General features: G+C 74.3%; 32 protein-coding genes. 16 read left to right on the forward strand and 16 right to left on the reverse strand.

The window, feature by feature from the left end; genetic code table 11:
• Positions 1-74 precede the first annotated feature (74 nt).
• From RMN56_RS26830 to RMN56_RS26850, 5 genes are all read right to left on the reverse strand, one after another.
• A complete protein-coding gene (locus RMN56_RS26830; protein WP_313720402.1) occupies positions 75-485 on the reverse strand; it encodes a VOC family protein in 411 nt (136 codons plus the stop codon).
• Positions 486-490: 5 nt separating this feature from the next.
• Positions 491-943 carry a helix-turn-helix transcriptional regulator gene (locus tag RMN56_RS26835; RefSeq protein ID WP_313720403.1) on the reverse strand — a complete coding sequence of 151 codons (453 nt, stop codon included), beginning with the start codon at positions 941-943 and terminating at the stop codon, positions 491-493.
• A gap of 74 nt (positions 944-1017) precedes the next feature.
• A complete protein-coding gene (locus tag RMN56_RS26840) occupies positions 1018-1962 on the reverse strand; it encodes a TerC family protein (protein ID WP_313720405.1) in 945 nt (314 codons plus the stop codon).
• A gap of 125 nt (positions 1963-2087) precedes the next feature.
• Positions 2088-2939 carry a pyridoxal kinase PdxY gene (gene pdxY, locus RMN56_RS26845; protein ID WP_262284207.1) on the reverse strand — a complete coding sequence of 284 codons (852 nt, stop codon included), beginning with the start codon at positions 2937-2939 and terminating at the stop codon, positions 2088-2090.
• A 34-nt stretch (positions 2940-2973) separates the two neighbouring features.
• Positions 2974-3546 (reverse strand): GNAT family N-acetyltransferase, encoded by a 573-nt coding sequence (locus RMN56_RS26850; RefSeq protein WP_313720406.1) that lies wholly within the window; start codon positions 3544-3546, stop codon positions 2974-2976.
• A 181-nt stretch (positions 3547-3727) separates the two neighbouring features.
• Here RMN56_RS26850 and RMN56_RS26855 point away from each other — a divergent pair, with 181 nt between their 5' ends.
• Entirely contained in the window at positions 3728-5146 is a 1419-nt protein-coding gene (locus RMN56_RS26855) for an OFA family MFS transporter (RefSeq protein WP_313720407.1), read from the forward strand.
• The gene (locus RMN56_RS26860; protein ID WP_262284204.1) at positions 5143-5268 is read left to right on the forward strand and encodes an MFS transporter small subunit; all 126 of its coding nucleotides are present in this window, start codon (positions 5143-5145) and stop codon (positions 5266-5268) included. Before RMN56_RS26855 ends, RMN56_RS26860 begins: the two co-directional genes overlap by 4 nt.
• A gap of 49 nt (positions 5269-5317) precedes the next feature.
• Here the strand turns inward: RMN56_RS26860 and RMN56_RS26865 are convergent, their stop codons facing one another.
• Positions 5318-6046 (reverse strand): SDR family NAD(P)-dependent oxidoreductase, encoded by a 729-nt coding sequence (locus RMN56_RS26865; protein WP_313720409.1) that lies wholly within the window; start codon positions 6044-6046, stop codon positions 5318-5320.
• A 78-nt stretch (positions 6047-6124) separates the two neighbouring features.
• Here RMN56_RS26865 and RMN56_RS26870 point away from each other — a divergent pair, with 78 nt between their 5' ends.
• From RMN56_RS26870 to RMN56_RS26880, 3 genes are all read left to right on the forward strand, one after another.
• The gene (locus tag RMN56_RS26870) at positions 6125-6967 is read left to right on the forward strand and encodes a patatin-like phospholipase family protein (RefSeq protein WP_313720410.1); all 843 of its coding nucleotides are present in this window, start codon (positions 6125-6127) and stop codon (positions 6965-6967) included.
• A gap of 67 nt (positions 6968-7034) precedes the next feature.
• On the forward strand, positions 7035-7715 hold the full coding sequence (locus RMN56_RS26875; protein ID WP_313720412.1) for a hypothetical protein: 681 nt from the start codon (positions 7035-7037) through the stop codon (positions 7713-7715).
• A gap of 193 nt (positions 7716-7908) precedes the next feature.
• Positions 7909-8799 carry a GNAT family N-acetyltransferase gene (locus tag RMN56_RS26880; RefSeq protein ID WP_313720413.1) on the forward strand — a complete coding sequence of 297 codons (891 nt, stop codon included), beginning with the start codon at positions 7909-7911 and terminating at the stop codon, positions 8797-8799.
• Between the two features lie 64 nt (positions 8800-8863).
• Here RMN56_RS26880 and cydB read toward each other — a convergent pair whose 3' ends face one another.
• A complete protein-coding gene (gene cydB, locus RMN56_RS26885; protein WP_313720414.1) occupies positions 8864-9862 on the reverse strand; it encodes a cytochrome d ubiquinol oxidase subunit II in 999 nt (332 codons plus the stop codon).
• A gap of 14 nt (positions 9863-9876) precedes the next feature.
• Positions 9877-11286, reverse strand: a complete 1410-nt coding sequence (locus RMN56_RS26890) for a cytochrome ubiquinol oxidase subunit I (RefSeq protein WP_313720415.1) — start codon at positions 11284-11286, stop codon at positions 9877-9879.
• Positions 11287-11500: 214 nt separating this feature from the next.
• Here RMN56_RS26890 and RMN56_RS26895 point away from each other — a divergent pair, with 214 nt between their 5' ends.
• The 4 genes from RMN56_RS26895 to RMN56_RS26910 all read left to right on the forward strand — a co-directional run bounded on the left by RMN56_RS26895 (position 11501) and on the right by RMN56_RS26910 (position 14276).
• On the forward strand, positions 11501-11914 hold the full coding sequence (locus tag RMN56_RS26895) for a VOC family protein (protein ID WP_313720416.1): 414 nt from the start codon (positions 11501-11503) through the stop codon (positions 11912-11914).
• A gap of 106 nt (positions 11915-12020) precedes the next feature.
• On the forward strand, positions 12021-12797 hold the full coding sequence (locus RMN56_RS26900) for a lysophospholipid acyltransferase family protein (RefSeq protein WP_313720417.1): 777 nt from the start codon (positions 12021-12023) through the stop codon (positions 12795-12797).
• 4 nt (positions 12798-12801) lie between these two features.
• Complete coding sequence (locus tag RMN56_RS26905; protein WP_313720418.1) at positions 12802-13374, forward strand: hypothetical protein; 573 nt, start codon at positions 12802-12804, stop codon at positions 13372-13374.
• On the forward strand, positions 13374-14276 hold the full coding sequence (locus RMN56_RS26910) for an SDR family NAD(P)-dependent oxidoreductase (RefSeq protein WP_446685807.1): 903 nt from the start codon (positions 13374-13376) through the stop codon (positions 14274-14276). The genes RMN56_RS26905 and RMN56_RS26910 overlap by 1 nt, the downstream gene beginning before the upstream one ends.
• A gap of 2 nt (positions 14277-14278) precedes the next feature.
• On the opposite strand, the gene RMN56_RS26915 is transcribed toward RMN56_RS26910, so the two are convergent.
• A complete protein-coding gene (locus RMN56_RS26915) occupies positions 14279-14647 on the reverse strand; it encodes a DUF4180 domain-containing protein (RefSeq protein ID WP_313720420.1) in 369 nt (122 codons plus the stop codon).
• Positions 14640-15092 (reverse strand): helix-turn-helix domain-containing protein, encoded by a 453-nt coding sequence (locus RMN56_RS26920; protein WP_313720421.1) that lies wholly within the window; start codon positions 15090-15092, stop codon positions 14640-14642. Before RMN56_RS26920 ends, RMN56_RS26915 begins: the two co-directional genes overlap by 8 nt.
• A gap of 99 nt (positions 15093-15191) precedes the next feature.
• Between RMN56_RS26920 and RMN56_RS26925 the strand changes: the two genes are divergently transcribed.
• From RMN56_RS26925 to RMN56_RS26940, 4 genes are all read left to right on the forward strand, one after another.
• Complete coding sequence (locus tag RMN56_RS26925) at positions 15192-15959, forward strand: glycerophosphodiester phosphodiesterase family protein (protein WP_313720423.1); 768 nt, start codon at positions 15192-15194, stop codon at positions 15957-15959.
• A gap of 15 nt (positions 15960-15974) precedes the next feature.
• Complete coding sequence (locus RMN56_RS26930) at positions 15975-17366, forward strand: MFS transporter (RefSeq protein WP_313720424.1); 1392 nt, start codon at positions 15975-15977, stop codon at positions 17364-17366.
• A gap of 61 nt (positions 17367-17427) precedes the next feature.
• A complete protein-coding gene (locus RMN56_RS26935) occupies positions 17428-18147 on the forward strand; it encodes a thymidine kinase (protein WP_376787236.1) in 720 nt (239 codons plus the stop codon).
• 53 nt (positions 18148-18200) lie between these two features.
• Positions 18201-18368, forward strand: a complete 168-nt coding sequence (locus RMN56_RS26940; protein WP_313720425.1) for a hypothetical protein — start codon at positions 18201-18203, stop codon at positions 18366-18368.
• A 6-nt stretch (positions 18369-18374) separates the two neighbouring features.
• On the opposite strand, the gene RMN56_RS26945 is transcribed toward RMN56_RS26940, so the two are convergent.
• Positions 18375-18836 (reverse strand): Rv0361 family membrane protein, encoded by a 462-nt coding sequence (locus RMN56_RS26945; protein WP_313720427.1) that lies wholly within the window; start codon positions 18834-18836, stop codon positions 18375-18377.
• A gap of 128 nt (positions 18837-18964) precedes the next feature.
• Here RMN56_RS26945 and RMN56_RS26950 point away from each other — a divergent pair, with 128 nt between their 5' ends.
• On the forward strand, positions 18965-19336 hold the full coding sequence (locus RMN56_RS26950) for a VOC family protein (RefSeq protein ID WP_313720428.1): 372 nt from the start codon (positions 18965-18967) through the stop codon (positions 19334-19336).
• 39 nt (positions 19337-19375) lie between these two features.
• On the opposite strand, the gene RMN56_RS26955 is transcribed toward RMN56_RS26950, so the two are convergent.
• Complete coding sequence (locus tag RMN56_RS26955; RefSeq protein ID WP_313720430.1) at positions 19376-20203, reverse strand: SDR family oxidoreductase; 828 nt, start codon at positions 20201-20203, stop codon at positions 19376-19378.
• A 96-nt stretch (positions 20204-20299) separates the two neighbouring features.
• On the opposite strand from RMN56_RS26955, the gene RMN56_RS26960 reads away from it, so the two are divergent.
• Positions 20300-20704: a winged helix-turn-helix transcriptional regulator gene (locus RMN56_RS26960; protein ID WP_313720431.1), complete on the forward strand. Its 405-nt coding sequence runs from the start codon at positions 20300-20302 to the stop codon at positions 20702-20704.
• A gap of 4 nt (positions 20705-20708) precedes the next feature.
• Here the strand turns inward: RMN56_RS26960 and RMN56_RS26965 are convergent, their stop codons facing one another.
• The 4 genes from RMN56_RS26965 to RMN56_RS26980 are packed head-to-tail and all read right to left on the reverse strand — an operon-like array spanning position 20709 to position 23732.
• Positions 20709-21554: an LLM class flavin-dependent oxidoreductase gene (locus RMN56_RS26965; protein WP_313720432.1), complete on the reverse strand. Its 846-nt coding sequence runs from the start codon at positions 21552-21554 to the stop codon at positions 20709-20711.
• 29 nt (positions 21555-21583) lie between these two features.
• Entirely contained in the window at positions 21584-21958 is a 375-nt protein-coding gene (locus tag RMN56_RS26970; RefSeq protein ID WP_313720433.1) for a VOC family protein, read from the reverse strand.
• A complete protein-coding gene (locus RMN56_RS26975; protein WP_313720435.1) occupies positions 21955-22698 on the reverse strand; it encodes a TetR/AcrR family transcriptional regulator in 744 nt (247 codons plus the stop codon). The genes RMN56_RS26970 and RMN56_RS26975 overlap by 4 nt, the downstream gene beginning before the upstream one ends.
• Before the next feature lie 41 nt (positions 22699-22739).
• Entirely contained in the window at positions 22740-23732 is a 993-nt protein-coding gene (locus RMN56_RS26980; RefSeq protein WP_313720436.1) for a tyrosine-type recombinase/integrase, read from the reverse strand.
• A 140-nt stretch (positions 23733-23872) separates the two neighbouring features.
• On the opposite strand from RMN56_RS26980, the gene RMN56_RS26985 reads away from it, so the two are divergent.
• Complete coding sequence (locus tag RMN56_RS26985; RefSeq protein ID WP_313720437.1) at positions 23873-24907, forward strand: helix-turn-helix transcriptional regulator; 1035 nt, start codon at positions 23873-23875, stop codon at positions 24905-24907.
• Positions 24908-24988: the final 81 nt, after the last annotated feature.

Raw genomic sequence — 24988 nt, forward strand, 5'->3', positions numbered from 1 at the left:
ATCTGTCCCGTGGGCCGCGGTCGCGGCCCCGTCCGGCGTCGGCTGGCTCGATCTGATCAGGTCCGTACGACAGATCAGCGCAGCTCCTTGATGCGGATGAGGTTGCCCGCGGGGTCGCGGAACGCGCAGTCGCGGACGCCGTAAGGCTGCTCGATCGGCTCCTGGACCACCTCGGCGTCGTCGGCCTGGAGTTTGTCGAAGGTGCCGTCGAGGTCGTGGGTGGCCAGCAGGATCCACCCGTAGGTGCCCTTGGCCATCATCTCGACGATGGTACGGCGTTCCTCGTCGGTGACCCCGGGGTCGACGGCCGGTGGCGCCAGCAGGATGGAGGTGTCGGGCTGCCCGGGTGGGCCGACCGTGATCCAGCGCATCCGGCCCTGCCCCACGTCGCCGCGCACCTCGAAACCGAGGACGTCGCGGTAGAAGGCCAGGGAGGCGTCCGGGTCGTCGTGCGGGAGGACGGTGGTGTTGATGGTGATGTCCATGGCAGTCAGGCTAGGTGCGGCGTGACGGCCGGCGCTTCTCGATTCCTGATCGGTCTGGTCACCTGTTTGGCCACGCACGGCGGCAGTTCGCCTGCGCCGCCGGCCGCCGCCCGGGCCCGGTAGGTGCTCGGCGGGATGCCGACCAGTTCGGTGAAGCGGGTGCTGAAGGTGCCCAGCGAGGAGCAGCCGACCGCGAAACAGACGTCGGTGACGGTGAGGTCGCCGCGGCGCAGCAGCGCCATGGCCCGCTCGATGCGCCGGGTCATGAGATAGGCGTACGGGGACTCGCCGTAGGCGTGCCGGAACTGGCGGCTGAGGTGGCCGGCCGACATGTGCGCGCCACGGGCGAGCGCCTCGACGTCCAGCGGCTGGGCGTACTCGCGGTCGATGCGGTCGCGGACGCGGCGCAGCCGGGCGAGGTCGCGCAGGTGCTGCGCCGGGTCGGAACTGCTGGTCACGTGCCAGATGGTGCCACGCGGCGCTGGGGGTTGCCCACCGCGTTCCCGGTCGTGTCGACGCGTGCCGCGGCCGGTCAGCGGGCCCGGGCGTCCCGGCGGGCGGCCACCACGCTCCAGCCGATGGCGGTGGCGAGCGTCAGCACCACCACGGCGAGGGTGAGCCAGACCGGCAGCTTGCCCACCGGGGTCTCGGCGAGGATCAACTTCACTCCGGCGAACGCGAGCAGCACCGCGAGCCCGTAGCGCAGGTAGCCGAAGTGCCGCAGCAGGCCGGCCAGGCAGAAGTACAGGCTGCGCAGCCCGAGCACGGCGAAGGCGTTCGCCGTCCAGACCAGGAAGGTGTTGGTGGTGATGGCCAGGATCGCCGCGACCGAGTCGATCGCGAACACGACGTCGGTGGCCTCGATCGCCACCAGCGCGACCAGCAGCACGGTGCCCTTGCGGCGGCCGTCGACGCGGGCGGTGAAGCGGCCGTCGTGGTAGCGGGACTCGGTGGGCACCAGCCGGCGGAAGAGCCGGACGGCGACGTTGCGGTCGGGGTCGACGTCCGGCTCGCCGCGGACGGCCAGGCGCCAGCCGGTCCAGATCAGGAAGGCGCCGAGCACGAGACCGGCCCAGGTCAGCCGGTCCAGCAGTTCGGCGCCGGCGAAGATGAACACCAGCCGGAAGCCGAGCGCCCCGAGCACCCCCCAGAAGAGCACCTTGTGCTGGTACGCGGGGGGCACCCGGAAGTATCCGAACAGCAGTGCGAAGACGAAGACGTTGTCGACCGACAGCGCCTTCTCCAGCAGGTACCCGGAGTAGTACGCGACCGCCGGCCCGCTGCCGCGCCAGAGCCAGATCACCAGGCCGAAGCTGATCCCGGCGGTGATCCAGACCGCGCTCCAGAGCAGCGCCTCGCGCAGTTCGACGACGTGGTGGTCGCGGTGGGAGAACACGTCGACGGCGAGCATGACGGCGATGACCGCGCCCACGGCCAGCCAGGCCCAGGCCGGCGCCGCGAAGGTGGTTCCCTCCATCCGGCGTCCTCCGCGTCGGGCCCGCAGGCGCGGCGGCGGACTGCGTCGCCTCCGAGCCTAGGCCAGCCGCCGGTCGGGCGACGGTTGCTCCGCTGAAGTCCCCCGACCGGCGCGGCGGGGGCGGCTCAGCGCAGCCGGCGGGCGCCGAACCGGGTGGGCGGGTCGGCGATGGCGTCCTGGGCGGCGACGAGCTGCAGCTCCCGGGTGCCGGCGGCGAGGGTGGCCTCGAGGACCGCGTAGATGGAGTTGGTGGTGCGCTCCAGCGCCGTCTCCGGTGACCCGGTGCTCGCCAGGTGCGCGAGGTAGAGGGCGGCGGTGACGTCGCCGCCGCCGTTGGGGGTGATCGGCAGCAGCGGGGTGGTGACCGCCCACGCGCCGTCGTCGGAGACGGCCACGACCTCCAGCGAGCCGGTGGGGAGGTCGCCGTGCAGCACGCTGGTGACCAGCACGTGCCGGGGTCCGGTGGCGCGGACGACGTCGACGGCGGCGAGCAGGTCGTCGAGGGTGTCGGTGCTGCGGCCGGCGAGGAACTCCAGCTCGAACTGGTTCGGGGTGACGATGTCCGCGCGGGGCACGACGGTGTCCCGCAGGTACTCGGGGATGCCCGGCCGGACGAACATGCCGCGGCCGACGTCGCCCATCACCGGGTCGCAGCAGTACAGGGCGTCCGGGTTGGCGGCCTTCACCCGCGCGACCGCGTCGAGGATCACCGCGCCCATCGCCGGGTCGCCCTGGTAGCCGGAGAGCACCGCGTCGGCCGTGCCGAGCACGCCGCGGTCCTCGATGCCGGCGATCACCTCGGCGACGTCGGCCGGGGGCAGCAGCGGGCCGCGCCAGGCCCCGTAGCCGGTGTGGTTGGAGAAGTGCACGGTCAGCACCGGCCAGACCTCGTGGCCGAGCCGTTGCAGCGGGAACACGGCCGCGGAGTTGCCGACGTGCCCGTAGGCGACCGACGACTGGATGGACAGGATCTTCACCGGCTCATCGTCGCATCCGTGGCGTAGGCGCCGGTCAGGTGTCGGTACGCAGGCGGGCGTGCACGTGCATGTCGTGCCAGCCGTCGGTGTGCCGGGCGGCGCCGCGGTGGGTGCCCTCGGCGGGAAGACCGGCGCGTGCGGCCACCCGGCACGAGGCCGGGTTGGCGGTGGAGTGCCGCAGCCAGACGCGGTGCAGGCCGAGCCGGTCGAAGCCGAAGGCGGTGAGCGCGGTCAGGGCGCGGGCGGCGACGCGCCGGCCCCGGGCGGCGGGCAGCACCCAGTACGACACCTCGGCCTGGGCCTCGGGCAGGTCGATGGCGCGGAGGCTGATCTGGCCGAGCACGCCGGTGTGGTCGGTGACCGCCCAGCCGGCGCCGGTCTCCTGCCGCCAGCGGTGCGGCCAGGAGTCGATCCAGTCGCGGGCCTCGTCGTCGGTCGAGGTGCGGCAGTGCCAGCGGCGGACGGCGGGATCGGCGTACGCGGCGAGGACGGCGGGCCGGTCGTCGGGGCGCCACGGGCGCAGGAGCAGGTCGCCGGCGTCCAGGTCGGGTTGGGGCTGGCCGGCGAGGGCGCCGGGGCGCAGGGCGGGGGTGGTGAGCAGCGGCATGCGTCCATGATCGGCCACGACGGGCGGTGACGGCGGGGCGACGGCCGGTGCGGGGTCCCCGGGCCGGGGTGACCGTTCGGCTCAGGGTTTCGACCGTCCGGCGCGTGGCGGGTTTCGCCGCGGCATCCGCCGGGGGCATGAACGGGTGGGATTCTCGCCATTCTCCGGAGAGGAAGCAGGCATGCTTTCCGCACTCGATCGTCGGCACACCGTCGCGCCGCCGGGCTACAGCCGGTGGCTGATACCGCCCGCGGCGCTGGCCATCCATCTCTGCATCGGGCAGGTCTACGCGACCAGCGTGTACAAGAACTCCCTGATCGCGCACTTCGACACGGGCCAGACGGCGATCGGGGTGATCTTCAGCATCGCGATCGTGATGCTGGGGTTGTCCGCCGCGGTGGCGGGCACGTGGGTGGAGGCGAACGGGCCGCGCAAGGCGATGTTCGTCTCGGCCTGCTTCTGGGCGGCCGGCTTCCTGGTCGGCGCGCTGGGCATCGCCACCAAGCAGCTGTGGCTGCTGTACCTGGGCTACGGCGTGCTGGGCGGGATCGGGCTGGGAATCGGGTACATCTCCCCCGTCTCCACGTTGATCAAGTGGTTCCCGGACCGGCCGGGCCTGGCGACCGGGCTGGCGATCATGGGCTTCGGTGGTGGGGCCATGGTGGCCTCTCCCCTGTCCCGGCAGCTGCTGTCGTTCTACGACCCGGGGTACGACCCGGCGAATGCGGGCTCGACGGCGTCGGGCAGCGCCCTGGTGTGGCTGTTCCTGACCCTCGGCGTCGGCTACTTCGTGATCATGATGTTCGGGGTGTTCAACGTGCGGGTGCCCGCGCCCGACTGGCGGCCGGCCGGGTTCGACCCGGATCAGGTGGCGGCGAAGCCGCTGGTGACCACGGCGAACGTGTCCGCGGCGAACGCCGTGAAGACCCGGTCGTTCTGGCTGCTGTGGGTGGTGCTGTTCTGCAACGTGACGGCGGGGATCGGGATCCTGGAGCAGGCCAGCCCGATGATCCAGGACTTCTTCCGGGACAACGGGACCTCGGCGGTGTCGGTGGCGGCGGCCGGCGGGTTCGTGGGCCTGCTGTCGCTGTTCAACATGGCCGGCCGGTTCGTGTGGTCGTCCACGTCCGACCTGATCGGCCGCAAGCCGATCTACCTGCTGTACCTCGGGGTCGGGATGGTGCTGTACGTGCTGCTGGCCCTGTTCGGGCAGTCGGCCACGGCGCTGTTCGTGCTGTTCGCGTGCGTGATCCTGTCGTTCTACGGCGGCGGGTTCGCCACGGTGCCGGCGTACCTGCGGGATCTGTTCGGCACGTTCGAGGTGGGCGCGATCCACGGCCGGCTGCTGACCGCGTGGTCGGCGGCCGGGGTGGCCGGCCCGCTGATCGTGAACGCGTTCCTCGACGCGCAGGGCAAGCCGGGCACGTTGACGGCGGCGGCGTACCGGCCGGCGCTGTTCACGATGGTCGGGGTGCTGGCGGTCGGGTTCGTGGCGAACCTGCTGATCCGGCCGGTGCCGGAGCGGTTCCACGAGCCGGCGCCGGGTCCGGACGGTGTCGAGGGTGCGCAGCCGGTGACGGCGGAGAGGAGCGGGTCGTGAACGAGCAGGCCGGTGGCGGGCAGCGGGTCCGCCTGGTGGTGTCGTGGGTGGTGGTGTCGGCGCTGCTGGGGTACGGGGTGGTGCAGACGGTGATCACGGCGGCGAAGCTGTTCACCCACTAGCGCAGGCGGCGGCGGCCCGGTGGGACTCACCCACCGGGCCGCCGCCGTGTCAGAGGCCGCCGGCGACGCGCAGGACGGCGCCGGTGGTGTAGGAGGTGTCCGGGCCGAGGAGGAACGCGACGGCGCCGGCGACCTCGTCGGGTTCCCCGGCGCGGCCCAGCGGGACGCGGCCGGCCGCGGTGTCGGGGCGGTCGGGCACGCCGGACAGGGCGTGGATGTCGGTGCGGATGATGCCGGGGGCGACGGCGTTGACCCGGATGCCGCGCGGGGCGAGTTCCTTGGCGAGGCCGACGGTGAGCGTGTCGGTGGCGGCCTTGACGGCGGCGTAGTGGATGTACTCGCCGGGGCTGCCCAGGGTGGCCGCGGCGGACGAGACGTTCACGATGGCGCCGCCGCGGGTCATCGTGCGGGCGGCCCGCTGGGCGCAGAGGACGTACCCGACGAGGTTGACGTCGACGACCTGGCGCAGGTCGTCGACGCGCAGGTCGGTGAAGGGCCCGATCGGGCTGGTGATGCCGGCGTTGTTGACCAGGCCGGTGAGCGGGCCCAGCGTCGCGGCGGCGGCGAAGAGGCGGTCGACCTGGTCGGGGTCGGCGGTGTCGGCCGGGACGGCCACGCCGCGGCGGCCGGCGGCGCGCACGTCGGCGAGGACGCCCTCGGCGGCGGCGTGGTCGCTGCGGTAGCCGATGACGACGTCGTGGCCGGCGGCGGCGAGACGGCGGGCGGTGGCCGCGCCGATGCCGCGCCCCCCACCGGTGACGATGGTGACGGAGGTCAATGTGTTCTCCCCTGCCCTTGCGGTGCGGGTGACGTTACCGTGAGCGGCGCGGGACCCGGGTGGAGAGGACGGTCACACATGACGCGGGCGTTGGTGCTGGGTGGCGGTGGGGTGACCGGGGTGGCCTGGGAGTTGGGGCTGCTGGCCGGGCTGGCCGCGCGGGGGCTGGACCTGACCGGCGCGGAGCTGGTCGTGGGCACCTCGGCCGGTTCGGTGGTGGGCGCGCAGGTGTGCTCCGGCACGCCGGTCGAGGACCTGTACGCGGCGCAGTTGCGCCCGGCCCGGGGTGAGCTGCCGGCCCGGCTGGGGGTCGCGGTGCTGGCCCGCTGGGCGTGGGCGGGTGCGCGGGGTCGCGACGAGGTGCGGGCGCGGGCCCGGGTCGGTGCGATGGCCCTGGCGGCGCGTACCCCGTCGGAGGAGTCGCGGCGTGCGGTCATCGCGGCGCGGTTGCCGGTGCGGGACTGGCCGGCGCGGCGGCTGCTGGTGACGGCCGTGGACGCGGCCTCCGGCGAGTTCGTGGTCTTCGACGCCGGCGCGCGGGTGCCGCTGGCGGACGCCGTGGGGGCCAGTTGCGCGGTGCCGGGGGTGTGGCCGCCGGTGACCATCGGCGGCCGGCGGTACGTCGACGGTGGGGTGCGCTCGCCGGTGAACGCGGACCTGGCGGCCGGCGCGCGGGCGGTGGTGGTGCTGGCGCCGACGCGGGCCGGCTTCGGGCCGATGCCGCGGCTGTCGGCGCAGGTGGCGCAGTTGCGGTCGGCGGGCGCCGAGGTGGCGGTGGTGTCGCCGGACCGGGCGGCGCGGGCCGCGATCGGGCGCAACGTGCTGGACCCGGCGCGGCGGCCGGCGTCGGCGCGGGCCGGGTTCGCGCAGGCCGCCGCGGTGGCCGAGGAGGTGGCCGCCGTCTGGACGGCCGGGGGTTGATCTTCCGGGTGTCGGTGCCGGCTGGTATCAAGGCAGGCATCAGACACGGGTACGGGAGAGGGCTGTGATGGCGGGCCAGGGTTTGTCCACTGACGAGGTACAGGGCATCCGGGAGGCACTGGCGGCCGGCCGCAGGCCCAGGGTGGTGTTCACGGCGGCGGCCGGGCAGGTGGCGGGCCAGCTCGGGCAGGTGGTGGAGCTGACCGACCCGGAGGTGTCCGAGGAGTTCGTGGTGGTGCGGTTCGGCCGCGACGAGCTGCCCTTCTCCCCCGCCGACGTGGCGATCGCGCCGAAGGGGGCCGGGCGGCGGCCGGCGGAGCCGAAGCCGGAGCCCCCGGCCGAGGCCGCGCCGGCGGAGCCGGAGTTCGTGTTGGACGCGCCGCCGGTGCCGGCGCCGCGGCGGGAGGAGCCGAGGGTGGAGCAGCAGGCGGAGCCGAAGCCGGCGCGGCGGGCCGTGAAGGCGGTCAAGCCGAAGGGCCCGGCCGGGTTGACGGTGACGCTGGCCTACGCCGAGGGCGAGTGGACGGTCGCGGCGCAGCAGGGCGCGAAGGCCCTCGCCCGGCCGTACGTGGTGAAGCCGGCGGAGGCGCTGCGGATGGTGGCGCTGGTCGACGTGCCCGGCGTGCAGGAGGCGGTGGAGCAGATCCTGGCCGCCGAGCGGGCCGAGGCGGAGCAGCAGGCGGAGAAGCTGCGCGCCGAGCTGGCCGAGATCGAGGCCCGACTGGCGGAGCTGCGCGAAGCCCGGTGAGCCGCACGCCGCGCCCCGGCCGGGTAGACGCCTCGGCCGGGGCGCGGGGGTCTGGTACGGTTCCGCCGCGTCCTCGACGGGACCGGAAGGAGGTGAGTGCCATGGCACGTACGACTGTCATGCGCTCCCACCCGGTCGCGAGGACGCCGGGTTCCTGATCCCGGGGAGCGCACCGCTTCCTGGAAGGACCTTCATGACCGATCTGGTCATCCGCCCGCTCGTCGCGGGCGAGGAACATCTCTTCGACTCCCTGCCCGACCCGGGGCTGGTCGGGCGCGCCGTGCTCGGCGAGACGTACGCCGGCCGCGGCTTCCGCCCGGAGTGGACCTGGGTGGCCCTGCGCGACGGGATGGTGGTCGCCCGGGCCGCCTGGTGGGCCGGGCCGGACGACCGGGCGCCGCTGGTGTTGGACTGGTTCGACTTCACCGACGCGCAGGCGGCCGTGGAGTTGCTGCGCGCGGCGCCGCTGCGCACCGAGTACTCGATCCTGCTCCCGTGCGGCTGGCGCCGGGATCCCGCGGTGCGCGCCCAGGCGCAGGCCCGCATCGACGCCGCGACGGCGGCCGGCATGCGGGTGCTGGTCGAGCGGTACCGCTACCACTGGACGCCCGGGTGCGGCCTGCCGGCCCGGCCGGGCCGGCTGGAGTTCCGGCCCGAGCCGGACGACGCGGTGATCCTGGACGTGCTGTGCCGCATCGGCGAGGGCAGCCTGGACGCCCACTTCCGGGCCGCGGCCGCCGCGCACGGCCCGCTGGCGGCGGCGCGGGAGGGCCTGGACCTGCTGCGGTGGATGCCCAGCCCCCGCGACTGGTGGCGGATGGCGTTCACGCCGGGTGGGGAGCCGGTCGGGCTGGTCGTGCCGGCCCGCAACCAGACCCACCACGTCGTGGGGTTCGTCGGCGTGCTGCCCGCCCAGCGCGGCCGCGGCTACGCCTACGACCTGCTGGTCGAGGGCACCCACCTGCTGGTCGAGGCGGGCGCCGACGCGATCGTGGCCGCCACCGACCAGGGCAACGCGCCGATGGCGGCCACGTTCGCCCGCGCCGGCTACCCGGTCGAGTGGGAGCGGATCGACCTGGTGTGAGACGCCCGCGGGGCCGGTGCGACCCCCTCGCACCGGCCCCGCGTCACCCGCGCCCACAGGTCGCTCAGTGTTGCGGGATGTTCTGTACCCCGATCCGCTTGCGGAACACCCAGTAGGTCCAGCCCTGGTAGGCCAGCACGATCGGGGTGAACACCACGGCCACCCAGGTCATGATCTTCAGGGTGTAGGGGGTGGAGGCCGCGTTGGTGGCCGTCAGCGTGCCCGCGGCGTCGAGGGTGGACGGCAGCACGTTCGGGAACAGCGCGGCGAACAGGGTCGCCACGGCCAGGGCGATGGCCACGGCCGTGCCGGTGAACGCCCAGCCCTCCCGGCGTACCCGGGCGGCGGCGACACCGGCGAGCAGGGCGAGGGCGGCGCCGACGGCGAGCACGACGGCGGCCGCGCTGGAGCGGATGCTCAGCGTCCAGGCCAGGAAGACCACCGCCACCACGGCGGTGCCGACACCGAGCTTGACGGCCAGCGCGCCGGCCCGCTCCCGGATGTCGCCGGCGGTCTTCAGGGCGAGGAACACCGCGCCGTGGGTGAGGAACAGGCCCAGGGTGGTCACCCCGCCGAGCAGGGCGTACGGGTGGAGCAGGTCGAGCAGGCCGCCGGCGTACTCGTGGTCGGCGCTCAGCGGCACGCCGCGCAGGATGTTGGCGAAGGCGACGCCCCACAGCACCGCGGGCACGGCCGAACCCCAGAAGATGGCCCGGTCCCAGCGGCGTTTCCAGGCCGCCTCGGGGCGCTTGTGCCGGTACTCGAAGGCCACCCCGCGGGCGATGAGGGCGAGCAGGATCAGCAGCAGCGGCAGGTAGAAGCCGGAGAAGAGGGTGGCGTACCACTCGGGGAAGGCGGCGAACATGGCGCCGCCGGCGGTGATCAGCCAGACCTCGTTGCCGTCCCAGACCGGGCCGATGGTGTTGATCAGGACACGGCGTTCCCGGTCGTCGCGGCCGAGCACGGGCAGCAGCATGCCGACGCCGAAGTCGAAGCCTTCGAGGACGAAGTAGCCGGTGAAGAGCACGGCGACGAGGAGAAACCAGATGGTGGTGAGTTCCACGGTGGGCTCCGGGGTCAGTAGGCGAACGCCAGCGGGCGCTCGGCGTCGTCGGTGTCGTCCTCGGCGGGCTGCGGGGTGACGTCGGGCACCCCGGCCTTCGCGTAGCGGAGCAGCAGCTTGAACTCGATCACCGCGAGGGTGGCGTAGATCAGGGTGAAGGCGGTGAACGAGGTGAGCACCTCGGTCAGCGAGACGCTGCGGGACACGCCGTTGCGGGTGAGCATCTCGCCGAAGACGATCCACGGCTGGCGGCCCATCTCGGTGAAGATCCAGCCGAAGGAGTTGGCCAGCAGCGGCAGGGCCGGCATGACCAGGCCGGCGCGCAGCAGCCACCGGCTGGTCGGGGTGCGGCCCTTGCGGTGGGTCCAGAGCACGAGCAGGGCGATCGCGGCGGCCGCCATCCCGAAGGCGATCATGAAGCGGAAGCTCCAGTAGGTGACCGGGATGATCGGGGTGTAGCTGCCGGCGCCGTACTGGCTGGCGTACTGGGCCTGCAGGTCGTTGATGCCGTGCACGGTGCCGTTCGGGTCGCCGGTGCCCAGGTACGACAGCAGGTGCGGGATCTTGATGGCGAAGATCTCCCGGCTGCCGTCGAGGCTGCCGACGGTGAGCACGGAGAACGAGGCGGGGCTCTCGGTGGTGTAGAGGCCCTCGGCGGCGGCCATCTTCATCGGCTGCACCTGGGTCATGATCTTGCCCTGGATGTCGCCGGTGAACAGCACCAGCGCCGCGGCCACCAGCACCACCCAGGAGCCGAACTTCGTGGCGAAACGGTAGGCGTCGGTGTCGGCGCCGGAGCCGCGGATGACGTGCCACAGCCCGACGGCCACGATCAGGGACCCGGCGACGAGGAACGCGCCGGCCAGGGTGTGCGGGAACGTGATCAGGGCGACCTTGTTGGTGAGCACCGCCACGAAGTCGGTCAGCTCGGCGCGGCCGGTGTCCGGGTTGATCCGGTAGCCGACCGGGTTCTGCATGAACGAGTTCGCGGCGAGGATGAAGTAGGCGGACAGGTTGGTGCCGATGGCCGCGGCCCAGATGGCGGCCAGGTGCAGCCGCTGGGGCAGCCGGTCCCAGCCGAAGATCCACAGGCCGATGAAGGTGGACTCCAGGAAGAACGCGACCAGGGCCTCGATCGCCAGGGGCGCACCGAAGATGTCGCCGACGAAGCGCGAGTAGTCCGACCAGTTCATGCCGAACTGGAACTCCTGGACGATGCCGGTGACCACGCCCATCGCGAAGTTGATCAGGAAGAGCTTGCCGTAGAACTTGGTGAGCTTGAGGTACCGCTCGCTGCCGGTGCGGTGCCACAGGGTCTGCAGGATGGCCACCAGCACGGACAGGCCGATGGTCAAGGGCACGAAGAGAAAGTGGTAGACGGTGGTGACACCGAACTGCCAGCGGGCGACGTCCAACGCGTCCACCTGAAACCCCCAGCTGTGCATACTACGAGACGTAGTAAATACTACTCGGCGTCGTAGCAGGACGTGCAGGGCCACAGGGCCCGATCCGGTCCGGGACCAATGACCCTGATCACCCTCCGGAAACCGGTCAGGATTCAAGAAGCGCCCGCCCGCGGCCGCTCCGTAGCGTGACCGGCGTGCACCTGATCAGCAGGTACGGAGAAGGAGACAACGCATGAAAGCCCACGTCAGCTCGATCCTCCTCGGCGTCAAGGACATGGAGCGGTCCAAGCGGTTCTACACCGAGGGTCTCGGCTGGAAGATCGCGCAGGACTACGGCGTCTCGGTGTTCTTCGCACCGGACGGCGGCTCGCCCGTCGGCTTCTACGGCCGCGACGGCCTGGCCGAGCAGGTGGGCGCCAGCCCGGAGGGCAGCGGCTTCAGCGGCCTGGTCCTCACCTACGTGGTCCGCAGCGAGGGGCGGATCGACGAGGTCATGGCGGAGGCCGAGAAGGCCGGCGCCACGATCCTCAAGCCCGCCGGTCCCCTGCCCTGGGGCGGGTACGGCGGCTCCTTCGCCGACCCGGACGGCTACATCTGGAGCCTCGGCTACAGCGCCCAGGGTGAGAACCAGCCCTACGCCGAATAGTGCGGTCCGCCGGTGTCCTCCGCCGCCGTGGAGGACACCGGCCGCCGGCGGCGTACCCGGGATCGGTCGCCTCGCTCACCCTGGCGCGTGCGACCATCCAGCACTGATGGACACCCCGACCACCCACTGGCGGGCGCCCCGGCTGTGGCGCGCCGCGCAACTGGCCGCCCGCGGCCTCGTCGGCCTGCTCGGCCGCCTCGAGGTCAGCGGCGACGTGCCGGAGGACCTGCGGCACGGGCCACTGATCCTGGCCGCCAACCACATCAGCCCCTTCGACCCCGTGGTGCTCGCCGCGGCCTGCCAGGCCCGCGGCATCCACCCGCGCATCATGGCCACCGGTGGGCTGTTCCGTGCCCCGGTGATCGGGTCGCTGATGCGCCGCGCCGGGCACATCCGCGTCGACCGCGGCACCCGCTCCGTGCACCACTCGCTGGAGATGGCCGCCGGCGCGGTGGCCGGCGGCTCGGTGGTGCTGGTCTACCCGGAGGGACGCATCGGCCTGGACCCCGGCATGTGGCCCGAACGGGGCAAGACCGGCGCCGCCCGGCTCGCCTTCGCCAGCGGCGCTCCCGTCGTCCCGGTCGCCCAGTGGGGCTCCCACGAGGTGCTGCCCTACCGGGCGCCGAAGGGCATGCTGCGCGGCCTCGCCCGCGCGGTGCTGCGGCGGCCGGTCATCCGGGTGCACTTCAGCGCCCCGGTGCTGCTGCGCGACCTGCACCCCGGCACCCCGGGCGCGGCGCGGCGGGCCACCGACCGGATCATCGACGCGATCACCGACGACCTCGCGCCGCTGCGCCCCGACGAGCCGGTCCGCCCCCGCCACGTCGACCCGGGCCGGCCGCTGGACACCAGCCGGTCGCACCGCCGCCGGCTGGCAGGATGATCACATGCCTCGCCGCCTCGCCCTGATCGCCCTGGTGCTGCTCGTCGCCGGCGCCCTCGGATACGCCGGGCTGCGGATCGCGTACCACCGGGCCAAGGACCAGCGGGACGTCGTCAGCCTGACCGGGCTGTCGCCGTGGCCACGGGAGCAGCTGCTGATCCCCGACGGGTCGGCCCGCCCCGGCAACGTCGCCTGGGTGGACCGGGGCGGCGTGGAGGTGGCCTACCAGCTGGACACCGGCGACGGCCGGACTGTGCCGGTGGTCTGGGGGCTGCGCGTCCCGCAACCCGACACGGGGTTGCCCGAGGGGGTCGACTGCGGCTCGCCCCGGCTGCGGACCTGCACCGACCTGGGTGGCGGCGAGACGCTGATCGTGTCCCACGAGACCGACAACAGCGACCCCGCCACCGCCCTCTACCGGGCCGACGGCGGCCGGGTGCGGGCCGTCGAGGTGCAGGGACCCGACCCCGTCGAGGTCGCCGCGCTGCGCGCCGCCCTGGACCGGGTGCACCGGCCCACCGACGCCGAACTGCTGGAGCTGCTGCGCCACGAGGGCTACCGGACCGACTGGAGCTGATGCGCCGAATCGCCGCCCCACCCGCCCGGACGGTGAGACCGTGGCGGCAGGAGGTACCCGTGAGCGCACCCACCGTGCTGATCACCGGCACGTCCACCGGCATCGGCCTGGAGACCGCCGTGGGCGCGGCCCGCGCCGGCTGGCGCACCGTCGCCACCCTGCGCGATCCCGCCCGCGCCGACCGGCTGCGCGCCGCCGCCGACGCCGCCGGGGTCGGCGACCTGCTGGAGGTACGCCGGCTCGACGTGGTCGACCAGGCCGAGGCCGCCGCCTGCGTGGCCGAGGTGGTCGCCCGCCACGGCCGCCTCGACGCGGTGATCAACAACGCCGGCGCCGGGCACGTCGGCACCCTCGAACGGGAGACCGTCGACGTCGTCCGGGCCGTCATGGAGGTCAACTTCTTCGGTGTCCTGCACGTCACCCGGGCCGCGCTGCCGCACCTGCGCGCCACCCGGGGACGGCTGATCACCGTGACCAGCGTCGGCGGGGTCGTCGGGCAGCCGTTCAACGAGGCGTACTGCGCGGCGAAGTTCGCCGTCGAGGGCTTCATGGAGAGCCTCGCCCCGGTCGCCGCCACCCTCGGGGTCAGCGTCACCGTGATCGAGCCGGGCGCCGTGGCCAGCGAGTTCGTCGCCAACGTCGGCCTCGACGCCGAGGCCGCGGTCGCCGCCGCCGGCGTGTACGGGCCGGCGCTGCGCGCGTACCTGGATCGCACCGCCGCCGCGTTCGCCGGCGCCCAGTCGCCGGCGGACGCCGCCGCCGCGGTGGTGGCGACGCTCGTCGACCCGGAGCCCGCGCCCCGGGTGCAGACCTCTCCCGCCGCCCGGCAGTTCGTCGGTGTCAAGCTGGCCGACCCGGACGGGCTCGGGGTGACCGCGCTGACCGCCGGGTGGGTGCGCTGAGCTCAGCCGGCGGCGCCCAGCCGGGCGTCCAGCGCGGCCAGGTCGGGCACGAACCAGATGTGGTCGTGGCGGTTCGATTCGGCCACCAGGGCCCGCAGCGCGCCGCTGGCCGCCAGGTGCGCGGAGATGTCGCCGACGACGACCAGCCGCATCCGGTAGTTGACGAACTTCTGCATGACGTCCCCGGCGAGGCGGGTGCCCAGGGAGAAGAAGCTCGGGTCGAGCCGGCCGGCGGGCACGGCGACCACCTCGGCGCCGCCGAAGGCCGCGCCGATCAGGTCCAGGGCCGCCTCGGTGGTGGCCACCGGCGGGCCGGCCGGGTCGCAGACCAGCACCGGCACCCCGGCCCGCTCCTCCAGCACGTCAGGCATCGCCGGTCTCCTTCCCGATGAGCAGGTCGTTGCCGCCGGCCAGCACGGCGTCGACCAGGCGCAGCAGGTCGGCGGTGGCGGCGGCGTCGCCCAGGATCACGATCTTCATACGGTGGCGTTCCTCGTCGTGGACGGTCTGCACGCGCAGCGGGCGGGCGGGGTCGTGCTGGGTGTTGACGCCGGCCAGCACCAGCGTGGCCAGGCGGTCGGCCGCGGCCCGGTCGACCCCGTCGACCTGCACGATGCTCGACACCTCCACCGCGGGCGGGCCGGCCGCCGGGGCCGGTCGGCCGGTCAGCGCGTCCAGGTCGGCGCGGGCGATCCGGTACTGCTTGCCGATCCGCACGGCGCGCAGCCGGCCGTCGCGGATGTAGCCGCGCACGGTGCGCACGTGCAGCCCGAGCAGCTCCGCCACCTGCTCCACCGAGTACATGTCATTCCCCATCGCTCCCCATGCTAGCGCCAATGCGGAACGATAGGGAACTTCGTTACCGCGACGCCGGCCGGTCACCCGGACGCCACCCCCGCCCGGCATACTTCCGGCGTGCAGCCCCGTCACGGCTACCTCGACGCCCCCGCGCCACTGGCCTTCGCCCACCGCGGCGGCGCGGCCGAGGGCGACGAGAACACCGCCGCCGCGTTCGCCCGCGCCATCGCCCTGGGCTACCGCTACGTGGAGACCGACGTGCACGCCACCGCCGACGGCGTACCGGTGATCTTCCACGACGCCACCCTGCGCCGGCTCACCGGCGAACCCGGCCGCATCGGCGACCTGCGCTGGGCCGACCTGGCCTCGGTACGCGTCGGCGGCGCCGCTGTGGTGCCCCGCCTCGACGAGGTCCTCGGCGCCTGGCCCGAGGTCCGCTTCAACGTCGACGTCAAGTCCGACGGCGGTGTCGTCCCGACCGTCGACACGGTGGCCCGCACCGGGGCCGGCGACCGGGTGCTGCTCGCCTCGTTCAGCGACGCCCGGCTGGCCCGGTTGCGGGCGCTGGCCGGGTCGAAGGTCGCCACCAGCCTCGGCATGCGCGGCGTGGCCCGGCTGCGGATGGCCTCCCTGCACGGGCGGCCCATGCGGCTGCCCCCGTCGGTGGTCGCCGCCCAGGTCCCCGTCCGGTACGGGCGCCTGCCCGTGGTCGACCGGCGGTTCCTCACCTACTGCCACCGCCTCGGGTTGCAGGTGCACGTCTGGACGATCGACGAACCCGCCGAGATGCACGAGTTACTTGATCTTGGGGTGGATGGCATCATGACCGATCACGTCGGCGTGCTGCGCGACGTCTACCGCAGCCGCGGCCACTGGGCCGCCTGAACCTCGAGGACCCCGATGGCCGATACGGTCGCCCCCGCCGTCGCCGAGCCCGCCCGCCCGGGCAGCACCCGCCGTGAACGCACCGGCTGGTACTTCTACGACTGGGCGAACTCCGCCTTCCAGACCACCGTGATCACGGTGTTCCTCGGCCCGTTCCTCACCACCGTGACCGAGCTGGCCGCCGGCTGCGAGCTGGGCGCCGACAGCTGCGACGGCGCCGTGCACCCGCTGGGCATCCGGGTCGCGGCGGGGTCCTTCTACCCGTACCTGATCTCGCTGTCGGTGTTCCTCACCGTGTTCGTGCTGCCGGTGGTCGGTGCGATCGCCGACCGGTCCGCGCACAAGAAGCGGCTGCTCGCCCTCGCCGCGTTCACCGGCGCCGGCGCGACCATCGCGTTCGCCTTCGTCACCGGCGACCGCTACCTACTCGGCGGGGCGCTGTTCCTGGTCGCGAACATCTCCTTCGGCGCCGCCGTGGTGGTCTACAACTCGTTCCTGCCGCAGCTCGGCGGCCCCGACGACCGCGACGCCATCTCCAGCCGCGGCTGGGCCATCGGCTACCTGGGCGGCGGCCTGCTGCTCGCGCTGAACCTGGTCGCGGTCACCCTGCTCAGCGAGGAGGGCAACCCGCAGCGCACCCTCGACCTGGCCCGCTGGTCGATCGTGTCCGCCGGCGTCTGGTGGGCGGCGTTCACGCTGCTGCCGCTGCGCTGGCTGCGGGAGCGTCCCACCGCCGCCACGCTGCACGGCGGCGGCAACGTGCTCACCGACGGGTTCCGGCAGCTCGGCCACACCCTGCGGGAGATCAAGACGTACCCGCTGACACTGTTCTTCCTGCTGGCCTTCCTGGTCTTCAACGACGGCATCCAGACCGTCATCACCCTGGCCAGCCAGTACGGCACCGAGGAACTGAAGCTGGAGCAGAGCACCCTGATCGTGACGATCCTGCTGGTGCAGTTCCTGGCCTTCGGCGGCGCGCTCACGCTCGGCGCGCTGGCCCGGCGGATCGGCGCCTGGAAGACGGTCCTGCTGTCCCTGGTGCTCTGGACCGGCGTGATCATCGCGGCGTTCCGGCTGCCCGCCGAGGCGCCGGTGCCGTTCATGGTGCTCGGCGCGTGCATCGGCCTGGTGCTCGGCGGCAGCCAGGCGCTGAGCCGGTCGCTGTTCAGCCAGCTCATCCCCGCCGGCAAGGAGGGCGAGTACTACGGCTTCTACGAGATCAGCGACAAGGGCACCAGTTGGCTCGGGCCGCTCGCCTTCGGCCTGGTGTTCCAGCTCACCTCCTCCTACCGGGTGGGCCTGGTCTCGCTGCTGATCTTCTTCGTGGTCGGGTTCGCGCTGCTGGCCGCCGTGCCGATCCGCCGGGCCATCGTCGCCGCCGGCAACACCCCGCCCCGGGTGTTGTGAGCCTCGCCCGCGCCCTGCGCGGGCAAGATCCTTCCGGGTCGATGGGCTAGGCTGCCCCGACGTGACCGACGACGCCGCTGCCGCCCCGACCTGCCTGGCCCTCCCGCTTCCGGGCCCCGGCGACGACCGTGCCGGCGGCTGCGCCGCCGCCCGCGCCGTGAACGGCCGGCCGCTGCACGCCGCCGCGCTGAAGTTCTTCTGGGGTCCGATGGACTGCGGCAAGTCCACGATGGCCCTGCAGATGAACTACAACCACGCCCGGCAGGGCCGGCGCGGCCTGGTGACCACCCGCATCGACCGCTCGCTCGGCCCGCAGGTCACCACCCGCATCGGGCTGGCCCACTCCGCCGTCGAGGTGACCGACGAACTGGACCTGCGCGACCTGGTCCGCGACGCCTGGGCCGAGGGCGTCCGCGTCGACTACCTGATCTGCGACGAGGCGTCCTTCTACGACCTGGCCCACATCGAGCAGATGGCCGACCTGGTCGACAACTTCGACGTCGACGTGTACGCCTTCGGCCTGGCCACCGACTTCCGGTCCTGCCTGTTCCCCGCCGCGCAGCGGCTGTTCGAACTCGCCGACGAGGTGGCCCGCATCCAGGTCGAGGTGCTCTGCTGGTGCGGCCGCGAGGGGCGCCTCAACGCCCGGGTCGTCGAGGGCCGGGTGGTGCGCGAGGGCGAGCAGGTCGTCATCGGCGACACCGTGGATACCGCCGACGTGCGCTACCAGGTGCTGTGCCGGCGCCACTACCGCTCCGGCGACCTCGGCCCGCGCGCCTGACGGGCGCGCGCCTCGGGCAGGCCGCGCCGGGCGACCACCGGACCCGGTTCACCGTGCTGGTCGACGGAGAGGTGGCCTTCCGCCGGGAACTGGGGCTCGGGGACATCGCCGAGGTGGACGTGCCCGTCGCCGGCAAGCTCCGACTGGTGCTGAAGGTCGAGGGCGTCGGCCTCACGTCCTGCGACGACGCCGCGGTGTGGGTCGAACCGAGGCTGGGGTGACCGAGGTCAGAACGGATCGCCGCAGACCCGCCACTTCCCGTCCTCCTGCACGATCGGCAGCTCCCGCTCCTCGCTGCCACCGCCGTCGCGGGTCAGCCGCACGGTCACCGTGCCGCGGGGCCGGCCGCCCCGGGTCTGCACCGCCACGTCGACGATCTCGTAGCCGCTGACCTGCGGCGGGGTGCGCACCCAACTGCCGAAGCCGACCTGGCTCCACTTCCCGCGGGCCTCCCGGCACAGCTTGTCGTACGCCTGGTCGGTGTCCCCGGCGGCGACCTCCCGGAAGAACGCCTCGGCGGTGTCCCGGACCGGGCCGTTGGCCTGCAGCACCACCTGCACGTTCCAGACGCCGAGCCCGGCCACCCCGACCAGGCAGGTGCCCAGCCCGAGGACGGCGACCAGCACACCGGCGCGTACCGGCCGGCGGCCGCGCCGGGCCGGCCGGCTCCCCGCCCGTTCCCTGCCCATCACCACCGACGGTAAAGACTGGCGGGCCGGCCCGCAGGAAGTTGTGGCCGCCCGGCCCGACGGGCTTGCCGGCGATCCGCCGGACGAACCTGACAGAAGATGGCAGGTACCTCCGGCAGACTGCCGGCATGACAGAGCACGCCGACCTCGCGATGGTCAACCTCGACAGCTCCGACCCGGCCGCCCACGCCGCTTTCTACTCCCGCGCCCTCGGCTGGGAGGTCACCCACAGCCAGGCCGAATACGCCATGATCAGCAAGGACGGGACCTCGATCGGCTTCGGCCTGGTGCCCGGGTACGCGCCGCCGGCCTGGCCGGACGAGACGGCCGGCAAGCGCTACCACCTCGACCTCCACGTCGACGACGTGGCCCTGGCCGAGAAGGACCTCGTGGCGGCCGGCGCGACCCGGCCGGAGTTCCAGCCCGGGGGCGAGCGGTGGACCGTGCTGCTCGACCCGATCGGCCAGCCGTTCTGCCTCTGCCCCCGACCGCAGGGCTGACCACCCCCGCCGGCCCGCCGGGGGTTGCCCGGCGGGCCGTCAGCGGAAGGCGGCGACGTGCCGCGCCGCCCAGTCGGCGAAGCCCCGCGGCGCCCGGCCGAGCAGCTCCGCGACGTCCGGGCTGACCCGCTGCTCGGCCGGTGACGGCGTGCCCAGGATGCCCAGGGTCGCCGCCACCACCGGCTCCGGCATGAACGCCAACAGCTGCTCCCGCGCCTCCTGCGGGGTCTGCTCGACGAACCGGACCGGCTCGCCGAGCGCCGCCGCGAGCGCCGCCGCCCGCTCCCGGGGCGAGACCGCCGCCGGCCCGGTCAGCTCGTACGTGCCGCCCGCGTGGCCGCCGTCGCGCAGCGCGAGGGCTGCCACCTCGGCGATGTCGGCCGGGTCGACGCTCGGCAGCGCCACGTCGCCGAAGGGCGCGTGCACGACCCGCCCGGAGCGCACCCCGGGCGCCCAGGCGAGGGCGTTGGAGTGGAAGCCGGCCGGCCGCAGCACGGTCCACTCCAGCCCGGACGCGCGGACCGCCTCCTCCTGCCCCGGAGGATGCCGCTTCGTCGCGACGCCCTGCGACGACAGCAGGACCACCCGGCGTACGCCGGCGTGCCGCGCGGTGTCGAGGATGGCGCCCGGGTCCGCGCCACCGGCGAGCTGCTCGCCGGTGAACAGCAGGAACAGCGCCTGGGCGCCGTCGAACGCCGCCTTCCGCCCGGTCGGGTCGGCCAGGTCGGCGCGGACCGCCTGTACGCCCGGTGGCAGGTCGGTCGCCGAGACGCCCCGGGACACGGCCGTCACCGGCTCACCCGCCCCGGCCAGCGCCCGCACCAGCGGCCGTCCGACGTTCCCCGTCGCGCCGGTAACCACGATCATGAGGTGCCCCTCTCGGTGTGTGATGTGAACACCGAGCACGTTAATCTCCTGCGTATAGTAGGTACCTAGAGGAAAGTAACGGCTGCGGGAGGAATTGTGAGCAGCAGCACCACCTGGCAGCCCCGGACCGGCGGTGACCCGGAGCAGGCCTGCCCGATCGCCCCGGTGGTCGACCTCGTGTTCAGCCGCTGGACCACGCCGATCCTCTGGGCCCTGCACGAATACGGCCGGCAGCGTTTCGTCGAGCTGGAACGGCGGCTCGTCACCATCACCCCGAAGGTGCTCACCCAGCGGCTGCGGCAACTCGAACGCGACGGCCTCGTGCGGCGCACCTACCACGCCGAGGTCCCACCCCGGGTGGAATACGAGATCACCGAGTTGGGGAGCAGTCTGGCCCCGCTCTTCGCCCACCTGGCGCAGTGGTCGGCCGGGCACCTCGATCGGGTCGAGCAGGCCCGTCAGGACTACGACGCCCGCCAGCGGCCGTCGCGCGGGCGCTGAACGGTCAGCGCAGGGGACCCCGGGCGACCGCCGCGCGCATGCCGGCCGGATCGCCGGCCGGGACGTACTCCAGCCACCACGTCGCGCCGGCCGCGGCCAGCTCCGCCAGGTAGGCCCGCTCGGCACGCTCGTCGGGTCGCCGCCGCCGGCCACCGATCGCCACGTCGAACGGCTGGCCGTCGGCGCGGGTCGCCGGCAGCGCCGCCACCAGGTCGCGCACCTCGTCGGCAGTGACGTCGGACCAGCCGGCCGTGTCGGTCACCTTGTAGGGCACGATGCCGTCCGCGCGAGCGGCCCGCCGCAGCACGGCCCCGGCCTGCAGGCTGCCACCGACCCAGACCGGCACCCGGGGCGACTGCACGGGCGCGGGCCGCAGCGCCACCCCGTCGGCCCGGTAGTGGGCGCCCCGATGCGTGACCCGCTCGCCGCCGAGCAGCCCGACCAGCAGGTCGAGGCCCTCGTCGAGCATCGCGGCGCGGGTCTTCACGTCAGTCGGCTCGCCGAACGCGGCGAGCCCCCGGTCGGCCGGGTCACCGACACCCACCGCGACCCCGGCCCGCCCCCCGGAGAGGTGGTCGAGGGTGAGCACCTCGCGGGCCAGCTTGGCCGGGCGGCGCCGGGGCAGCGCGGTCACCGTGGTGCCCAGCCGGACCCGGTCGGTGCGGCCGGCCACCGCCGCCAGCACCAGCCAGGGATCCCAGGTCGGCGGGTCGTCCCCGGCGTGGTGGATGAGGTAGTCCTCCAGGAACACCCCGTCCCAGCCGGCCCGCTCGGCCAGCTCGCCGAGCGCGACCAGGTCGGACACCGTCACCGAGGCGCCTCCGCAGGAGATCTCCAGCCCGTGCCGCATCCCGGCACCCTATGGCCGGGGTACGACGGTCAGGCCGGCGACATCACCTCGAAGAGGTTGCCCGCCTCGTCGCGGAAGAACAGTCCCCGAGCGCACAGCGGATGGTCGGTACGCCCGTTGTCCGGCTCCCCCGGCTCGCTGCCGTAGGGCACGCCCGCGGCGCGCAGCCGGGCCAGGATCGCGTCGAAGGTGGCCGGGTCGACGTCGAAGGCCAGGTGGTGCCCCTCCGGTGCGGGCACGCTCATGAAGTCCAGGGTGAGCTGATCGTTGACCCGGACCGGGGCGAAGCGGCCGTGCCGACCCGCGGGCGGCACCACCGGCAGACCCATCACGTCGGCGAAGAGCCGGGCGGCGGCGTGGTGGTCGCGGGCCGGGACGATGGTGTGGTTGAGGGTGACGGTCATCGACTCTCCTCGGCAGCGGCCGGCGCGAGCGCGCCGTGCAGGAACAGGTCGACCAGCTCGGTCGGGGTGGGCCGGTCGTCCGCCAGTGGCGGGCGGCCGGGCAGCAGGACAGCGAGGAACAGGGCGGCCAGCCGGTCGGCCGGCAGCCGCAGCCGATCCCCTTCCGGGGCGAACAGGGCCGCGACCGCCGCCCGGGTGGCGGCCGCCGACTCCTGACGGGCGGAGCCGTCGAGTGGCCGATGGTCACCGGTCGTGGCCCGGCGGCTCGCGGCGGCGCTGTCGGGCGGCGGCTGGTCCTCGGTCGTGGCCCGGCGGCTCCCGGCGGTGCTGTCGGGCGGCGGCTGGTCCCCGGTCGTGGCCCGGCGGCCCCGGCCGGGGCGGCCGGCGGTGTGGGCGACGGCGAGCACCGCGCCGAGCCGGTCCAGGTGGGCCAGCAGCGCCGTGGCGGCGGCGGTGAGCCGGTCGGCCAGCGGCTGGTCCAGCGGGATCGCGGCCAGCTCGGCGAGCGCGGTGTCGGGGCGCAACGCCTCGGCGACGGCGGCGTCGAGCAGGGTGTCCTTGTCGGGGAAGGCACGGAAGACGGTCGCCTCGCCGATGCCGGCGGCGCGGGCCACCTGCGCGGTGGTGACCGCCGCCCCGTGCGTGGCGAGCAGCGGCAGCGCGGCCCGCACGATCATGGCCCGGCGCTCGTCGGGGCTCATGCCGGGGGCGCGGCGCCGGAGGGGCTGTGAATCGGTCATGCCGGACGGCATGCGGAGTGAGTACTCACTCCGTCAAGCGGCTATCCGCGCCGCCGGGCGCGGGCCGCCCAGATCGCGTACGCCGGGTCACGGTCCAGGTTGTGCCGGTCCCGGTCGTAGCGGCGGGTGGTGCGCGGGTCGGCATGCCCCATGGCGTCCTGCACGTCCTCCAGCGGCACCCCCTCGGCGCGGGCCGTCGTGGCGAACGCGTGCCGCAACGAGTGCGGGGACAGCTTCGCCCAGGCGGGGATCCCGGCGGCCTGGGCGAGCCGGCGCACCAGCCGGAACACCGCGTGCCGGTCCAGCCGCCCGCCGGTCGCGGTGGCCAGCAGCGGACCGGTCAGCTCCGGCACGCTCACCCCCTCGGCCGCGGCACGCGCCGCCAGGTAGGCGTCGATGGCGTACGCGGTGCCGGGGGTGAGCGCGCGGCGGCGGACCTTGCCGCCCTTGCCGACGAACCGGACGCTGCGGTGCCCGCGCTCGGCGCCCAGGTCGGCGAGGTCCAGCGAGACCAGCTCGCCGACCCGTAGCCCCAGGTCGGCCAGGAGCGCGACGGCGGCCCGGTTGCGGGCGGCCGTCGGACCCGTGTCCGCGTCGGCGGCGGCCAGCAGCGCGTCGACCTCGTCCGGGGTGAGCCCGATCGTGGCCGAGTGGTCCCGGTCGACCCGGGGGCGGTCCGCGGCGGCGACCGGGTTGGCCTCCAGGGCGCGCAGCTTGACCAGGAAGTCGTACCAGCTCGACAGGGCCGACAGGCGGCGGGCCACGGTGGCCGGGGTGAGCGGCCGCCCGCCCCGCCCGCGCGGCGTGGACTCCAGCTCCCGCCCGTAGGCGTTGACGTCGAGGAAGCTGGCCCGCAGCGGGTCGAGGCCCCGGCCGGCGCACCAGGTCAGCCAGCCGGCGACGTCCCGCCGGTACGCGTCGCGGGTGTGCTCGGACAGCCGCCGGTTGCGCAGCCACGCCTCGGTGAAATCGGTCGGCCCGCCGCCCAGGGCGGCGGGGGTCGACCCGCGGGGCAGCACCTCGGGACGCAGCATGTGAGAAAGGCTCTCAGCCCGCCGGGCGATTCGCGACGAGGCGCGCCCGACGATCTCCCGCCGCCTCCACCGGCGGCCCCGTCCGCGCGACGGTCCGGCCGGCGCGCCGGGATTCCTCCGGAGCGGGATACCGTCACGGCGTGCGTGCCAGCCGCCTGGTCTCCCTGCTGCTGCTCCTGCAGACACGGGGCCGGATGACCGCCCAGGAGCTCGCCGACGCCCTGGAGGTGTCGGTCCGGACCGTCTACCGCGACGTCGAGTCGCTCGGCGCCGCCGGCGTCCCGGTGTACGCCGACCGGGGCCCGGCCGGCGGCTACCGGCTGCTGGAGGGCTACCGGACCCGCCTGACGGGGCTGACCGCGCCGGAGGCCGAGGCGCTGTTCCTCGCCGGCATGCCGGGTCCGGCCGCCGACCTGGGCCTCGGGCCGGTGGTGGCGGCCGCCGAGCTGAAGGTGCTCGCCGCGCTCCCCGACGAGCTGGCCGACCGCGGCGGACGCGCCCGGCAGCGGTTCCACCTGGACGCGCCCGGCTGGTTCCGGCACCCCGAACCCACCCCGCACCTGGCCGCGCTGGCCCGGGCCGTGTGGGAGGACCGGCTGGTGGAGATGCGGTACCGGCGCTGGCGGGCGCCGCGCGAGGTGACCCGGGTGGTCGCCCCGCTGGGTGTGGTGCTCAAGGCGGGGCGGTGGTATCTGGTGGCCCGCTGCGACGAGCAACTGCGCACGTACCGCGTCGGCGCGGTCCTCGACGTGGTGATCCGCGACGAGCGGTACGAGCGGCCCGCCGACTTCGACCTGGCCGACTACTGGCGGGAGTGGACCGAACGCTACGAGCGGGACGTCTACCGGGACCGGGCCCGGATCCGGCTGACCGTGGCCGCGCTGGAGTTCATACCGTACGTCTTCCCACCGGAGATGAGCCGCGCGGCCCGTGCGGCGGCCGGCGAGCCCGGCCCGGACGGCTGGCTGGAGACCACCGTGCCGATCGAGTCGGTGCGGCACGCCCACACCGAGCTGCTGAAGCTCGGCGCCGAGGTGGAGGTGCTGGCGCCGGCCGAGCTGCGCGAACGCCTCACCGCCACGGCGCACGCCCTGGCCCGGCTCTACCCGACGACCCCGCAGACGCCGGCGGGGGCAGCCGTGTCTCCGGCCACCCCCGCGCCCACGGCACCCTGACGGCCTCGCGCGCCATCTTCGCTGGCGCGTCTCCGTCAGGTCGTTCGTCTGCCGGCCGGCGCCTCATCGGGCGCCCGCCTC

It is taken from the genome of Micromonospora halotolerans, from assembly GCF_032108445.1.
In the GTDB taxonomy this organism is placed as follows: Bacteria; Actinomycetota; Actinomycetes; order Mycobacteriales; family Micromonosporaceae; genus Micromonospora; species Micromonospora halotolerans.